This is a genomic window from Phenylobacterium sp., from assembly GCF_020253645.1.
Taxonomy (GTDB): Bacteria; Pseudomonadota; Alphaproteobacteria; order Caulobacterales; family Caulobacteraceae; genus Phenylobacterium.
Genome location: NZ_JADCBG010000222.1, coordinates 1 through 14,034, shown reverse-complemented (window position 1 = coordinate 14,034; position 14,034 = coordinate 1). Strand labels below are relative to the sequence as shown.

At 66.5% G+C, this 14,034-nt stretch carries 15 protein-coding genes and 1 tRNA gene; 11 read left to right on the top strand and 5 right to left on the bottom strand.

What is annotated here, in order from left to right:
* The first annotated feature begins 70 nt into the window (after positions 1-70).
* Entirely contained in the window at positions 71-1,603 is a 1,533-nt protein-coding gene (locus INE98_RS14275; RefSeq protein WP_293539764.1) for an acyl-CoA carboxylase subunit beta, read from the top strand.
* A gap of 34 nt (positions 1,604-1,637) precedes the next feature.
* A complete protein-coding gene (locus INE98_RS14270) occupies positions 1,638-2,117 on the top strand; it encodes a hypothetical protein (protein WP_293539763.1) in 480 nt (159 codons plus the stop codon).
* A gap of 12 nt (positions 2,118-2,129) precedes the next feature.
* Here the strand turns inward: INE98_RS14270 and msrB are convergent, their stop codons facing one another.
* Positions 2,130-2,618 carry a peptide-methionine (R)-S-oxide reductase MsrB gene (msrB, locus tag INE98_RS14265; RefSeq protein ID WP_293539762.1) on the bottom strand — a complete coding sequence of 163 codons (489 nt, stop codon included), beginning with the start codon at positions 2,616-2,618 and terminating at the stop codon, positions 2,130-2,132.
* A 79-nt stretch (positions 2,619-2,697) separates the two neighbouring features.
* On the opposite strand from msrB, the gene INE98_RS14260 reads away from it, so the two are divergent.
* Positions 2,698-4,680 (top strand): acetyl/propionyl/methylcrotonyl-CoA carboxylase subunit alpha, encoded by a 1,983-nt coding sequence (locus INE98_RS14260; RefSeq protein ID WP_293539761.1) that lies wholly within the window; start codon positions 2,698-2,700, stop codon positions 4,678-4,680.
* Positions 4,681-4,699: 19 nt separating this feature from the next.
* Complete coding sequence (locus tag INE98_RS14255) at positions 4,700-5,452, top strand: sulfite exporter TauE/SafE family protein (RefSeq protein WP_293539760.1); 753 nt, start codon at positions 4,700-4,702, stop codon at positions 5,450-5,452.
* Positions 5,453-5,464: 12 nt separating this feature from the next.
* Here INE98_RS14255 and INE98_RS14250 read toward each other — a convergent pair whose 3' ends face one another.
* Together INE98_RS14250 and INE98_RS14245 are read right to left on the bottom strand one after the other, a co-directional pair.
* Positions 5,465-6,763 carry an O-acetylhomoserine aminocarboxypropyltransferase/cysteine synthase family protein gene (locus INE98_RS14250; protein WP_293539759.1) on the bottom strand — a complete coding sequence of 433 codons (1,299 nt, stop codon included), beginning with the start codon at positions 6,761-6,763 and terminating at the stop codon, positions 5,465-5,467.
* A gap of 189 nt (positions 6,764-6,952) precedes the next feature.
* Positions 6,953-7,028 (bottom strand) — tRNA-Lys (locus INE98_RS14245).
* 91 nt (positions 7,029-7,119) lie between these two features.
* Between INE98_RS14245 and INE98_RS14240 the strand changes: the two genes are divergently transcribed.
* Entirely contained in the window at positions 7,120-7,440 is a 321-nt protein-coding gene (locus INE98_RS14240; RefSeq protein WP_293539758.1) for an Hpt domain-containing protein, read from the top strand.
* Here the strand turns inward: INE98_RS14240 and gcvA are convergent.
* Positions 7,437-8,393: a transcriptional regulator GcvA gene (gene gcvA / locus INE98_RS14235; protein ID WP_293539757.1), complete on the bottom strand. Its 957-nt coding sequence runs from the start codon at positions 8,391-8,393 to the stop codon at positions 7,437-7,439. The genes INE98_RS14240 and gcvA overlap by 4 nt on opposite strands.
* Positions 8,394-8,548: 155 nt before the next feature.
* Between gcvA and cobA the strand changes: the two genes are divergently transcribed.
* The 6 genes from cobA to INE98_RS14205 are packed head-to-tail and all read left to right on the top strand — an operon-like array spanning position 8,549 to position 13,471.
* Positions 8,549-9,391: a uroporphyrinogen-III C-methyltransferase gene (gene cobA, locus INE98_RS14230; RefSeq protein WP_293539756.1), complete on the top strand. Its 843-nt coding sequence runs from the start codon at positions 8,549-8,551 to the stop codon at positions 9,389-9,391.
* Complete coding sequence (locus INE98_RS14225; protein WP_293539755.1) at positions 9,388-9,747, top strand: DUF2849 domain-containing protein; 360 nt, start codon at positions 9,388-9,390, stop codon at positions 9,745-9,747. Before cobA ends, INE98_RS14225 begins: the two co-directional genes overlap by 4 nt.
* An 8-nt stretch (positions 9,748-9,755) precedes the next feature.
* Positions 9,756-11,408: a nitrite/sulfite reductase gene (locus tag INE98_RS14220; RefSeq protein WP_293539754.1), complete on the top strand. Its 1,653-nt coding sequence runs from the start codon at positions 9,756-9,758 to the stop codon at positions 11,406-11,408.
* Positions 11,392-11,898, top strand: a complete 507-nt coding sequence (locus tag INE98_RS14215; RefSeq protein ID WP_293539753.1) for a DUF934 domain-containing protein — start codon at positions 11,392-11,394, stop codon at positions 11,896-11,898. The genes INE98_RS14220 and INE98_RS14215 overlap by 17 nt, the downstream gene beginning before the upstream one ends.
* A 1-nt stretch (position 11,899) precedes the next feature.
* Entirely contained in the window at positions 11,900-12,637 is a 738-nt protein-coding gene (locus INE98_RS14210) for a phosphoadenylyl-sulfate reductase (protein ID WP_293539752.1), read from the top strand.
* A gap of 27 nt (positions 12,638-12,664) precedes the next feature.
* Positions 12,665-13,471, top strand: coding sequence for a ferredoxin--NADP reductase (locus INE98_RS14205; RefSeq protein ID WP_293539751.1), 807 nt, complete (start codon positions 12,665-12,667; stop codon positions 13,469-13,471).
* A 1-nt stretch (position 13,472) separates the two neighbouring features.
* On the opposite strand, the gene INE98_RS14200 is transcribed toward INE98_RS14205, so the two are convergent.
* The gene (locus INE98_RS14200; RefSeq protein ID WP_293539750.1) at positions 13,473-13,961 is read right to left on the bottom strand and encodes a 3D domain-containing protein; all 489 of its coding nucleotides are present in this window, start codon (positions 13,959-13,961) and stop codon (positions 13,473-13,475) included.
* Positions 13,962-14,034 lie beyond the last annotated feature (73 nt).

The following is a 14,034-nucleotide window of genomic DNA, read 5'->3' as shown; positions in this document are numbered from 1 at the left end:
TGACCTTGCGCCATGGCTCTGCTCCGACTAGGGCTTTGCCCCTGTCGTCAATGCGTCACGGGGTTCTGCGGTGAAGGAAATCCTTGAGGAGCTCGAGCGGCGGCGCTCGGAAGCGCGGGCCGGAGGCGGGGGCCGCCGCATCGACGCCCAGCACGCCAAGGGCAAGCTGACGGCGCGGGAGCGCCTGGATCTGCTGCTGGATGAGGGCTCCTTCGAGGAGTTCGACATGTTCGTCGAGCACCGCGCGGTGGACTTCGGAATGGCCGAACAGAAGGTCGCCGGGGACGGAGTCGTCACCGGCTGGGGCACCATCAACGGCCGCGTCGTCTTCGTGTTTTCCAAGGATTTCACAGTCTTCGGCGGTTCGCTTTCCAACGCTCACGCCCGCAAGATCGTGAAGGTCCAGGAGCAGGCCCTGAAGGTCGGCGCCCCGATCATTGGCCTGTTCGACGCCGGCGGCGCCCGCATCCAGGAGGGTGTCGACGGCCTCGCCGGATACGCCGATATCTTCCTGCAGAACACCCTGGCTTCCGGGGTGATCCCGCAGATCAGCGTCATCATGGGGCCCTGCGCCGGAGGCGACGTCTATTCGCCGGCCATCACCGACTTCATCTTCATGGTGAAGGACACCAGCTACATGTACGTCACCGGTCCGGACGTGGTCCGCACCGTGACCCATGAAGAGGTTACCCACGAGGAACTAGGCGGGTACCGCGTCCATGCCCTGAAGTCCGGCGTCGCGGACGGGGCCTTCGAGAACGACCTCGAGGCCCTGACACAGGTGCGACGCCTCATCGACTTCCTGCCCCTGTCGAACCGCGAGAAGCCGCCGACCCGGGAAAGCTATGACAGCGTCGAGCGAGTCGAGCCCTCGCTGGACACGCTTGTGCCCGCCAATCCGAACAAGCCCTACGATATGAAGGAACTCATCCTGAAGATCGTGGATGAGGCGGATTTCTTCGAGATATCGCCAGACTACGCCAAGAACATCATCTGCGGCTTCGCCCGGATGGAGGGTTCGACCATCGGCATCGTCGCGAACCAGCCCCAGGTGCTGGCCGGCGTGTTGGACATTGACTCCTCCCGTAAGGCGGCGCGGTTCGTCCGGTTCTGCGACGCCTTCGACATTCCCCTGGTCACCCTTGTCGACGTGCCCGGCTTCATGCCGGGGACCAAGCAGGAGCAGGGGGGGCTGATCCGGCATGGCGCCAAGCTCCTGTTCGCCTTCGCTGAGGCCACCGTTCCCAAGGTGACCCTGATCACCCGAAAGGCCTACGGCGGGGCCTATGACGTGATGAGCTCCAAGCATATCCGCGGGGACGTCAACTACGCCTGGCCCTCCGCCGAGATCGCGGTGATGGGGTCGAAGGGCGCCGTAGAGATCATCTTCCGCTCAGAGATCGGCGACACCGAGGCGATCGCTGCCCGGGAGGCGGAGTACAAGGCGCGGTTCGCCAATCCCTTCGTGGCGGCCTCACGGGGCTATATCGACGACGTGATCTCGCCCCACTCGACGCGGCGACGCATTGCCCGGTCCCTGCGCAACCTGAAGGGGAAGGTGCTGTCCAATCCCTGGAAGAAGCACGACAACATTCCCCTCTGATCCGCCTCCGGGCAGGGATTTCCTGAGGTCCTGAGTGCACAATCTCGCCGCCCAGCTGTTGCTCTCCACGGTGCTTGTGTCGGCGACGGTGGTCATGCACCTGATCGGCCTGGGCATACTGCGGCGTTTGGTGCGACTTCACCTGGAGCGCTTTCTCCTCTTCGTGCATCTGGACCGCGTGATCGTTCCCATGGGCGTCGTCCTGGGGCTGTTTGTGGTGCACGGGGCGGAGATCTGGCTCTACGCCCTGACCTACCGGGCCATGGGTTTGACCGACTCCCTGGAGGAGGCTCTCTTCATCTCCACCAGCTCCTACTCCACCATCGGGGAGGCGGCCGGACTGCTTCCTGCGAACTGGCGGCTCGTGGGCGTCCTGGAGGGTGTGAACGGCATGCTGCTGATCGGCTGGTCCACCGCCTTCCTCTTCCAGCTCCTGGACCACATCATGAGCGATGACGAGGAAGACCAGGCCCAAAAGGGCGCCATCGCCCGCCGCCGGCGCACGAAGAAATAGCGGAGGCGCTCCTCAGGTCACGAGGGTCGCCATGTCGTCCCCACGCTGAAGCGGGTCGCGCAAGGCATGGTCGGCTGGCGTGAACTCCAGCGAGACAGAATTGATGCAGTACCGCAGGCGGGTGGGCGGAGGGCCGTCGGGGAAGACGTGGCCCTGGTGGCTGTCGCACCGGGCGCATCGGGTCTCGATCCGGAGCATGCCGTAGCTGGTGTCTCGCACGCCTATGACGTGGGCCGGATGGATGGGCGCCCAGAAGCTGGGCCAACCCGTCCCGCTCTCGAACTTGGTCCTGGCCTGGAACAAGGGCAATCCGCAGAGCCGGCAGCAATAGACCCCGTCGGCCTTGTTGTTTAGAAGGCCTCCGCAGAACGGCGCTTCGGTGCCGTGTCGGAGCAGGACCTCGGCCTCCTCGGTCGTCAGACCGGACTCAAGACGCTTGCGTTCCGCAGCGTCGGGTGGCGTGAGGTCGAAGGAAGACGGAGAGATCGCGGGCTTGTCCATGCCTGCAATCTAGGGGGCGGATGTCCCGGGTGGAAGCACCCGATGCGCCGAATCCCCGGTACTGTTCAAGGGGCGCTGGATGTTCAGGAAGATCCTCATTGCCAACCGCGGCGAGATCGCCGTGCGGATCATCAAGACCTGCCGCCGACTGGGGATCGCTACTGTGGTGGTCTTCTCCGAGGCGGATGCGGACTCGATGGCCGTCGAGATGGCGGACGAAAGCGTCTTCATAGGCCCTGCGCCGGCATCCGCCAGCTACCTGGTGGCCGACAAGATCGTCGAGGCCTGTCGGGCGACTGGCGCCGAGGCCGTCCATCCTGGCTTTGGGTTCCTGTCCGAGAACGCCGGCTTCGCCAAGCGGCTCGCAGACGAGGGGATCGTGTTCATTGGTCCCAATCCCCACGCCATCGAGGCCATGGGGGACAAGATCGAGTCGAAGAAGTTCGCGGCCCGCGCCAATGTCTCAGTGGTGCCGGGCCACGTGGGAGAGATCGACGACACCGCCCACGCCATCCGCATCGCCGAAGACATCGGCTATCCAGTAATGATCAAGGCCTCCGCCGGCGGCGGCGGCAAAGGCATCCGGGTCGCCTGGAACCGTCAGGACGTCGAGGAGGGCTTCCCCGCCGTTCGGGCCGAGGCGAAGGCCAGCTTCGGCGACGACCGGATTTTCATCGAGAAGTTCATCGAGAGCCCCCGCCATATCGAGATCCAGATCCTGGGCGATAAGCATGGCAATGTCGTGCACCTCTTTGAGCGCGAGTGTTCGATCCAGCGCCGGAACCAGAAGGTGATCGAGGAGGCCCCTTCGCCGCTTCTCGACGAGGCGACCCGGGCGGCCATGGGCGCACAGGCGGTGGCCCTGGCCAGGGCGGTCAACTACGACAGCGCCGGAACCGTGGAGTTCGTGGCCGGCCAGGACCGCAGCTTCTATTTCCTTGAAATGAACACTCGCCTTCAGGTTGAGCACCCGGTGACAGAGCTGATCACCGGCGTCGACCTCGTGGAACAGATGATCCGGTCCGCCTGGGGAGACAAGCTTGCCTTCCGGCAGGAGGATCTGTCCATCAAGGGCTGGGCCATGGAGAGCCGTATCTATGCAGAGGACCCCTATCGCGGGTTTCTGCCCTCGATCGGGCGCCTTGTGCGGTACAGCCCGCCGGTCGAGGGGAGCTCCGAAGGCGGAACGCTGGTCCGGAACGACGCCGGTGTCCGCGAGGGCGACGAGATCTCGATTTACTACGACCCGATGATCTCCAAGCTTTCGACCTGGGGGCCGGACCGCATCGCCGCCATCGACGCCATGGGCAGGGCGCTGGAGGACTTCCATATCGAGGGCCTTGGCCAGAACATTCCCTTCCTCGCCGCCGTCATGGACCAGGAACGTTTTCGGTCCGGAAGCCTTTCGACTTCCTACATCAAGGACGAGTTCCCCGAGGGCTTTCAAGGCGCGGCCCCCGACGCCTTCCAGAAGGACCTGATGACCGCCGTGGCGTGCGCCATGCACCGGGTTATCGCCGGCCGCGCCGCAGGCGGCAGACTGCGTGACGACTGGGTGGTGATCGGCGCAGGCGTTCACAGGCCGGTCCTCGTCGGGACCCAGGAGGAGGGCCTCCGGATCGACCTCCTGGCAGAAGGCCGCGCCCTGAGCCTCTGGGGGATCGAGTGGCGACCTGGTCTTCCCGTTTTCAAGGCTGTCCTCGACGGCCGCGCCTTCGCCTGCGCGGTTCAGTCTGCAGCGGAGGGCTATGTGGTTCGTCACCGTGCCGCAACGAGCCGTGTCCTGGTCCTTTCGCCGCGCTCGGCCCAGTTGCACGACATGCTGCCGCCCAAGAAGGCCGCCGATACCGCCAAGCTGGTGATCTCCCCCATGCCGGGTCTCGTCGTGTCCCTCGACGTCTCGGCCGGCCAGTCTGTTCGTTCCGGCGAGCAGGTGGCGATCATCGAAGCCATGAAGATGCAGAACATCATCCGCGCCGAGCGCGACGGGGTGGTCAAGGAGGTGCTGGTCGCCGCCGGGGCGTCGGTCGCTGCCGACGAGGTGCTGATCGAGTTCGGCTGATCAGCACGGCCGCCCGGCCATGAGCCTGCCCGCAGCCTTGGCGCTCCTGGTTGCAGCCTTCGCCACAGCCCTCCTGTCGAGCGTGTTCGGCATGGCCGGGGGCCTGGTCCTGATGGGGGTGCTCGCCCTCATCCTGCCCGTGCAGGCCGCCTTTGTGACCCATGGGGTGCTGCAACTCGCGGCGAACGGAGGGCGCGCCTTCCTCCAGCGTCGCCATATCCGGTGGAAGGTCCTGGCCGGATACGCGGTGGGCGCCTTTGCCGCCTCGGGTCTTGTCTTCTTCCTCGCCTTCTCGCCGTCCCGGGTCCTTCTCTTCCTTTGCCTCGGGCTGACGCCCCTCCTGACCTGGATCCCCGGGGACCGCCTGCGCCTGGATGCAGAGCGGCCCTTTCACGCGGTCCTTGCGGGACTTTCGGTGACGGGCCTGAACCTGACAGCAGGCGTGGCGGGGCCCCTCCTGGACGTCTTCTTCGTCCGGACATCGATGAGCCGACACGCCGTCGTCGCCACGAAGGCCGCAACACAGGTCCTGGCCCACCTGGCCAAGACCGTGGTCTACGGCGCGGCGCTGTTCCGTGCGGGTGGGGAGGGCATGCCCCCGGCCTGGATCCTGGCGCTCGCCCTTCTCTTGTCCCTTGCAGGCACCCGGGCGGGGGGGCTGATCCTCGACCGGATGAGCGACGACGGCTTCCGGCGGTGGACCCGCTGGATCGTGACCGGGATCGGTGTCTTCTACCTGCTCGAGGCGGCGAGGCTGATGCTCGCCGCCTGACCGCAGGCGGGATCAGCCCAGGGCTGCAGAAATGGCCTGGTCGAGGTCTGCGATGATGTCGTCGACGTGCTCGATCCCGATCGAGAGCCGGACGTACCCGGCTGAAACCCCTGTGGCTTCCTGCTCCGAGGCGGAGAGCTGCGAGTGTGTGGTCGAGGCGGGATGGATCGCGAGGCTCCGGGCGTCGCCGATATTGGCGACATGATAGAGGAGCTTCAGGCTGTCGATGAACCGCCTGCCGGACTCGAGGCCGCCCTGGAGCTCGAAGCCCACCAGCCCGCCATAGCCGCCCTTCATCACCCGGTCTGCCCGGGCGCGGGCCTCGCCCGTCTGCAGGGAGGGATGGATCACGCGGGCGACGCCCTTTCGGCCCTGAAGCCAGCTGGCCACGGCCGTGGCGTTTGCGCAGTGCCTCTCCATCCGCAGGGCCAGGGTCTCGATCCCCTGCAGGATCTGGAAGGCGTTGAACGGCGACAGGGCCGCCCCCAGATCGCGCAGCAGGATGACCCGGGCTCGCAGGATGTAGGCGATGGGGCCGAGGGGCTTCACGGCCTGGGTCCAGACGGCGCCGTGGTAGGAGGCGTCCGGCGTGTTCAGCAGCGGCTGGCGCTCAGGCCGGCTTTCCCAGTCGAACTTCCCGGAATCGACGATCACGCCGCCGATCGAGGTGCCGTGACCGCCCAGGTACTTGGTCGCCGAGTACACGACGATGGCCGCCCCGTGGTCGAAGGGCCGGACCAGGAGGGGGGCCGCCGTATTGTCCATGATCAGCGGGATGCCGAACTCCCGCCCGATGGCGGCGACCTCGGCGATCGGAAACACCTCCAGCTTCGGGTTGGGAAGGGTCTCGGCGTAGTAGGCGCGGGTCCGGTCGTCGGTGGCGCGACGGAAGTTCTCCGGATCGGCGGGATCGACGAAGCGAACCTCTATTCCCTGGTCCTTCAGGGTATTGGCGAAGAGGTTCCAGGTACCGCCATAGAGGGCTGTCGAGGACACCACATTGTCGCCCGCCCGGGCCAGGTTCTGCAGGGCGAAGGCAGAGGCCGCCTGCCCGGATGCGACCGCAAGCGCCCCGACGCCGCCTTCCAGCGCCGAGACGCGCTGCTCCAGCACGTCGGTCGTGGGGTTCATGATGCGGGTATAGATGTTGCCGAGTTCCTGCAGGCCGAAGAGGGCCGCCGCGTGGCCGGTGTCGCGGAACTGGTAGGAGGTGGTCTGATGGATCGGCACCGCTACCGAGCCGGTGCTCGGGTCCGCCCGCCAGCCAGCGTGGAGAACAAGGGTTTCGGGATGCTGGGGTGCGTCGGACATCGCGGACTCCTCTTGTGGCGGCATGTGTCTCCGTCCTAGCAGGCGACCGCCGAGGGTCAAGGACGCCGCCCTGGGGGCGAGCCTTGGAAAAACTTCGGGCGTCGGACAGGGTGGAGACGAGAGAGGCCTGAAGCCACCCTTCCACCTGAGGTTGTCCACCCTTCCTAAACCGGGTTTCCGGCTGGAAGATGGTGGGTGCACAAGGATTCGAACCTTGGACCCGCTGATTAAGAGTCAGCTGCTCTACCAACTGAGCTATGCACCCATGCCGACCAGGGCTTCGCGGCCCCTAGGCAAGGGCGCGGAAAATACTGGAAACGGCGTCGAACGCAAGACCGGCCGGAGGAAGCAGGTAGATGAGCACCGAGGGCCTGGGGCGGAGGGTGGATTTTGACTTCCTCGACCGACTTGCGGCGGGAGACCAGACCCTCATGCGGGAGGTCCTCGGAATCTTCGTCGCGGAGTCCCGCCGCTGGCGGCAAGTCCTCGAGCGCGGCTTCAGTCCGGAGTTCTCCGACACCGTCCATACGCTCAAGGGAGCCGGGCGCGCTGTCGGCGCCCATTTCCTGGGGGATCTTTGCGAGGATTGGGAGATGGGTGCACTCGAAGACGCCGAGACCATCATCACGGAGCTGGATCTCGTGGAGATCGAGATCCAGGCCTGGCTGGATCGCTAGATCCCCGCCCCGTTGTCGAGGGTTCGGAGAGACGCCTCGTGCGCCTCCGCCTCGGCTGTGATCCAGTTGATGAACGCCTTGACCTGAGGCAGCCGTCCCTTGGCCTGCGGGTGGACCAGGTAATAGGCGAAGTCGACGGCCGTCGCGATCTGCAGGGGCGCCACCAGCCGGCCCGCATCGAGGTCGTCCTGGGCCAGGGTCCGTTTGGCGAGGGCCACGCCCCGGCCGTTCACGGCGGCCTCGATCACGAGGCTGGACTGATTGAACCGCGGGCCGCGCGCCCCATCCACGTCACGCAGCCCCCGGGCGGCGAGCCACATGGTCCAGTCGGGGCAGGAGTCATCGGGCTCAGGAGACCCGTCGTGGAGGAGCAGGTGGCGAGCGAGGTCCTCGGGACGGTTCAGCGGATTGGCGGCGTGAAGCTCCGGGCTGAGCACGGGAATGACGGTTTCACCGATCAGTCTGCGAACTTCCATTCCGGGATAGCGGCCCGCCCCGTATCGGAGGGCGATGTCCACCTCGCCGGCCGTCAGGTCGACAAGGTCGAGCCCGGCTGACAGCCAGACGTCGACGTGCGGATGGGAGGCCTCGAAGCGTCCCAGCCTGGGCACGAGCCACTTGGCCGCGAAGGAGGGCGCAGCGGTCAGGGTCAGCCTGCGACCGTCCACAGCTGCGGTAAGCAGAGAGGCGGCCTCCGCGAGACGGTCGAACGCCTCCCGGAGAGCGGGCAGGGCGGTCTGGGCCGCGTCGGTGAGCAGGAGGCCCTTCGGCGTCCGCCGGAAGAGGGGCGCGCCCACATAATCCTCGAGGTTCTGGATCTGCTGCGAAACAGCGCCCGGCGTCACCGACAACTCATCGGCCGCCCTTGAGAAATTGAGATGCCGGGCCGCCGCCTCGAAGGCGCGCAGGGCGTTGAGCGGGGGCAGGCGGCGACGATCTGGCGGACGCTTCACGAGATTTCCTGAACACCGAGGCAGAAGTCCTCGACTTGCGAATTGAGCCCTACACCGCCAGTTTGCAAGCCTTTCGCTTTCCGCCTCGAGTTTTGGGGTGGAAGACGGACTCACCCCGGGGCGCAGGCCTCGCAGAGCAAGGTAGTCGTTCCGCCATGGCCGGCCGTAAAGCCAAATCCAGCCGTCGCGATCTTGTGGTCGTGGAAGGCGGTGGAACCGGGTCTTCCCGTCCCGTTCCTGTTCCCGGCAAGGTCTGGTTGACGGGCGCGGGCCCGGGCGATCCCGAACTGTTGACCCTTCGTGCAGCCCGGATCCTGGCGAGCGCAGATGTCGTCGTGCACGACGGCCTTGTTCCCGACGCCATCCTAGACCTTGCGCCGGCGCAGGCGCGCCGCATCTCCGTCGCGAAAAGGAAGTCCCGGCATACCTACGCCCAGGAGGAGATCAACAGGCTGCTGGTGGCCCTTGCTCGCGAGGGGCTCCAGGTCGTCCGGCTCAAGGCGGGCGATCCCTTCATCTTCGGACGGGGCGGCGAGGAGCTGGAGGCCTGTCGTGAGGCGGGGATCGCGTGCGAGGTCATCCCGGGCGTGACCGCCGCTCTCGCCGCCGCTGCCAGCGCCGGCGCGCCCCTGACCCACCGACGGTCCGCCCAGGCTGTGACCTTCGTCACCGGCCACGCCTCCGGGGATGCGGAACCAGACCTCGACTGGAAGGCCCTGGCGCGCGAGAACCAGACGGTGGTGATCTATATGGGTGCAAGTACGGCCGGGAAGATCTCGGAGCGATTGATCGCCGCGGGCAGGCCGGCTTCCACGCCAGCGCTGGTGGTCTTCCGCGCGAGTCAGTCCGATGAGCTCCGGGTCACGACCGTCCTCGGCAACATCGCCGAGGCGGCCGCGACAGATTCGGGGCCCGCGGTGCTGGTGATCGGCGAGGCGATGTCGGGGGCCATGTCCAGTCCAGCGCCCGCGATCCTTCGCCGGGAGGAGCGTGCATGAAGGCCCTGACAGCAAACCGGCTGAGCGATGGGGAAGTCGTCTTCTGGAAGGCGGGCGCCTGGGTGGAGCGGCTCGCGGAGGCGGATGTCTTCGATGATGACGCGCTGGCGACAGAGGCGGAGACCCGGGCGAAGGGCCAGCCGACCATCGTCATCGACCCCTATCTCATCGAACTGGTGGAGAGCGCCGGCTTCTGGGCGCCGGTCAGCTACCGGGAACGCATCCGCGCCCTGGGACCCACCAATCACGAGCATCACGGAAAGCAGGCTGAAGGCGGCGGCGCTGTCGAGGCCCTGCGGCAGGCGAACGGCGCGGCGCGCTCCTCGGGCCGTGTCAACCTGATCCGACGGAAGTAGGAGGCAGAATGTATCGTTACGACGCCATCGACCGCGCCGTTCTGGCCGACCGAACGGCTGAGTTCCGGGACCAGGTGCGCCGCCGCATGTCCGGCGAGCTCACCGAGGATCAGTTCAAGCCCCTGCGGCTGATGAACGGACTCTACCTCCAGTTGCACGCCTACATGCTGAGGGTGGCTGTTCCCTACGGATCCCTTGACCCCAGACAGATGCGAGGCCTCGCCGATATCGCCCGGCGGTTCGACAGGGGATACGGGCACTTCACTACCCGGACCAACATCCAGTTCAACTGGGTCAGGCTCGAGGACGCGCCCGACATTCTGGACGCCCTTGCGGCGGTGGACCTGCACGCGATCCAGACCAGCGGCAACTGCATCCGGAATGTCACCGCCGATCCCTACGCCGGGGCCGCAGCCGATGAACTGGAGGATCCCCGGGTCTGGTGCGAGGCGATCCGCCAATGGTCGAGCCTTCACCCCGAGTTCTCCTTCCTGCCCAGGAAGTTCAAGATCGCGGTCACGGCCTCGCCTCATGACCGCACCGCAGCCAGGGTTCATGACATCGGTCTGCTGATGCGGCGGGGCCGCGACGGCAAGACTGGCTTCGAAGTGATTGTCGGCGGGGGCATGGGCCGGACACCGTATGTCGGGCCGACCATCCGGGCCTTCCTGCCCTCTGACCGTCTGTTCTCCTACCTGGAGGCGATCCTTCGCGTCTACAACCGGCACGGTCGCCGGGACAACATCTACAAGGCGCGGATAAAGATCCTTGTCGCGGCGCTGGGCGCCGAGGCCTTCGGTCAGGAGGTCGAGGCGGAGTGGGCGAAGATCGGCCCGGCGGGCGATCTTCCGCAGGCTGAGATCGACAGGATCCGAAACGCGTTTACGGTTCCGGATTTCAAGGCCGACCCGTCTACCGGCGACTTCGAGGACCGGCGCGCCCGGGAGCCGGCCTTCGCCCGCTTTGTTCGGAACAATCTCAAGGCCCATGTGCATCCGGGCTACGGGATCGTCGACATTTCCCTCAAGGGGATCGGAGAGACCCCCGGCGACATCTCCGCCGATCAGATGGATGTCGTCGCCGATCTGGCGGAACGCTTCGGGATGGGCGAAATCCGCTCGACGCACGAACAGAACCTCGTCCTGCCGCACGTCCGGCTGGAGCATCTCCACGAAGTCTGGAAGATCCTGGACGCCGCAGGCCTTGCGACGCCGAACATCAACCTTATCAGTGACATCATCGCCTGTCCCGGCCTGGACTACTGCGCCCTCGCCAACGCCCGCGCGATCTGTGTGGCGCAGGACATCGCCAGGCGGTTCGAAACGCCCGACCGGGCCGAGGCCATCGGCGAACTCAAGATCAAGATCTCCGGCTGCATCAACGCCTGCGGCCACCATCACGTGGGCCACATCGGCATCCTGGGCGTCGACAAGAAGGGTGAGGAATTCTACCAGCTGACCCTCGGCGGTTCCGGGGCCGAGGATGCTGCGGTCGGCAAGATGCTTGGCCCGGCCCTTCCGATCGATCGGGTGACCGACGCCGTCGAGGCGATTGTCGAGGCCTATCTGAAAGAGCGGCGCGAGGGCGAGCGGTTCCTGGACACCCTGCGGCGGACGGGCGACGCCCCCTTCAAGGAGGCTGTCTATGCCGAGGCTCATTAGGCTGGAGGGCGAGCGCTGCGCCGACGCGCAGGATGACTTCGTGACCCTTGAGGAGGAGGCTCCCGACCCCGGCGGCGATATCGTCGTCAGCCTGGCCCGCTTTCTGGCGGAGGAGCAGGCCCTCCGGGATAGACCCGGCGGCAGGGTCGGGGTCCGGCTGGAGCCTGCCGACGAGGTTGAGGCGCTGGAAGGGCGGCTATCGGGTCTCACCCTGGTCGCACTCGCCTTTCCCCGGTTCCGCGACGGCCGGCCCTTCACCTCGGCGCATCTTCTGCGGACACGCCTGGGTTTCGGCGGCGAGATCCGGGCGGTCGGCGACGTCTTGCGGGATCAGGCGGGGTTCATGGCCCGCTGTGGCTTCAACGCCTTTGAGCCCGCCGATGGGTCCAGCGCCGAGGAGTGGGCCGCCGCCATAGCGAGGCACACCCACGTCTATCAGCGGGCGGCTGACCAAAGATCACCGGCCTTCGTTGAGCGTCAGGGAGGCTGAAATGGCTTACGATCCCGCGGAACTCCCGGGCCTGGAGGCCCGTCTCGACGCGGAGCTGCGGCGCGCCGAGCCGGAGGAAATCCTGAGCCGGGCGATAGAGACCTTTCCGGAGAGCCTTGCCCTGGTGTCCTCCTTCGGGGCGGAGTCCGCCGTTCTTCTGCACATGGTCGCCGCCCAGAGACCGGACCTGCCGGTTCTCTTCCTGGACACGGGAATGCTCTTTGCGCAGACGCTGGATTACCGCCGGAACCTGTCTGCGCGCCTGGGTCTCACCGGCGTTCGGGACCTGCGGCCGGCCTTCGCGGACCTTGCAGTGACCGATCCCAAGAGCGACCTGTGGCGGACCAGCACCGATGCCTGCTGCGATGTCCGAAAGGTATTGCCTCTGGAGCGGGGGCTGGAGGGCTTTGAAGCCTGGATCACGGGTCGCAAGCGCTTTCATGGCGGGGACAGGATGGCCCTGCCCGTGGTCGAGCGGGCGGACGGCCGCATCAAGTTCAATCCGCTCGCCAACTGGGACAAGGCCGCGCTCGACGCCTATATGGCGCGTCACGAGCTGCCGCCGCATCCGCTTGTGGAGCATGGCTATCCTTCCGTCGGCTGCTGGCCCTGCACCCAGCCGGTCGAGGCGGGACAGGACGTACGGGCGGGACGCTGGGCGGGTTCCGAAAAGACCGAATGCGGGATACACGTCGCCCGGACGCCGGGGGCGGTGACCGACCTCGGCGGCGATATCTGATCGCTCCTCCAGGCCTGGACAGTACACGTGACCGAAGCCGCCGCCGCGCCCGCCAAGAAGACCGGGGCCTTTGCAGAAGAGACCGTGACCTGGGTCCAGCACTGGACCGACAGGCTATTCTCGTTCCGGACGACCCGGGATCCCGGCTTCCGTTTCCAGAGCGGGCAGTTCGTGATGGTGGGCCTCATGGTGGAGGGCAAGCCTCTGGTCAGGGCCTACTCTATCGCCAGTCCCTCCTGGCATGATGAGCTGGAATTCTACTCGATCAAGGCGCCCAACGGACCGCTGACCTCCAGACTTTGCGACATCGAGGTCGGGCAGACGGTCCTGGTCGGTCGCAAACCGACGGGCACCCTTGTCCTGGACGGCCTTAAGCCCGGACGTCGGCTGTACATGCTCGGCACGGGAACCGGTCTGGCTCCCTGGCTCTCTCTGGCCCGCGATCCGGACGTCTACGAGCACTTTGAAACCGTTGTCGTGACTCACACTGTCCGGCAGGTGGCTGACCTGAACTATCGGGACCTGTTCGAGCGTGACCTGCCGAACGACGAGATTCTCGGAGAGATGATCGGGCCTAAGCTTCGTTACTACCCGACGGTGACCCGCGAGCCTTTCCCGACCCGGGGCAGGATCACGGACCTCATCGCGTCCGGGCAGATGTGCCGGGATCTCGGACTTCCTGAACTGGACCCGGACGTGGACCGGCTCATGCTCTGCGGCGGCCCCTCCGTCCTTGCGGACCTGAAGCCGCTGCTCGAGGGCAGGGGGTTTGTCGAAGGTTCTCTCGCCCAGCCCGGGGACTACGTCCTGGAGCGGGCCTTCGTCGAGAGCTGATTCAGCCCGGCGGGCAGCCCTCGAACCGCCCGACCTTGCTGACGGTCAGCCTGGACATGTTGAGGGGCATCAGGGCGCGCATCGAGGACGAGCCGGACCCCGTGAACAGGTCGATGCGCTCGCCCTTGATCGCGCCGCCGGTATCCGAGGCGTACCAGAAGCCATCGTGGGTGCGACCGTCGGGCATCCTCAAGCCAACGGTTTCCTCGATGAACAGGATTGTCCGGCGGGGTATCAGGCGGGTGTCGATCGCGGCCGTCCGCATCGCCACCACACGGCAGCCGAGCGAGTCGAAGGAGCCGACGCCGCGGGCCCCGATATGGTAGAGCGACGCCTTCAGGCGGAACTGAGGCGTACCCGGGGCTGATCCCGTCAGGGCCCCAAGGAGGAGGTCGCCAATCGGATCCTGGGCAGCCGTGGCTGCTGCGGAGGCCGGGGCGGCGAGGAGGCAGGCGGCGAGAGCGGCCAGGGCGCCGAGGGGGCGTCGCATGACGTCTCATCCTTCGTCGTTGATCTGTCGTCGCGCGCCTTTTAACGGGTGATCGCGGCCCGGGCAACCGGCG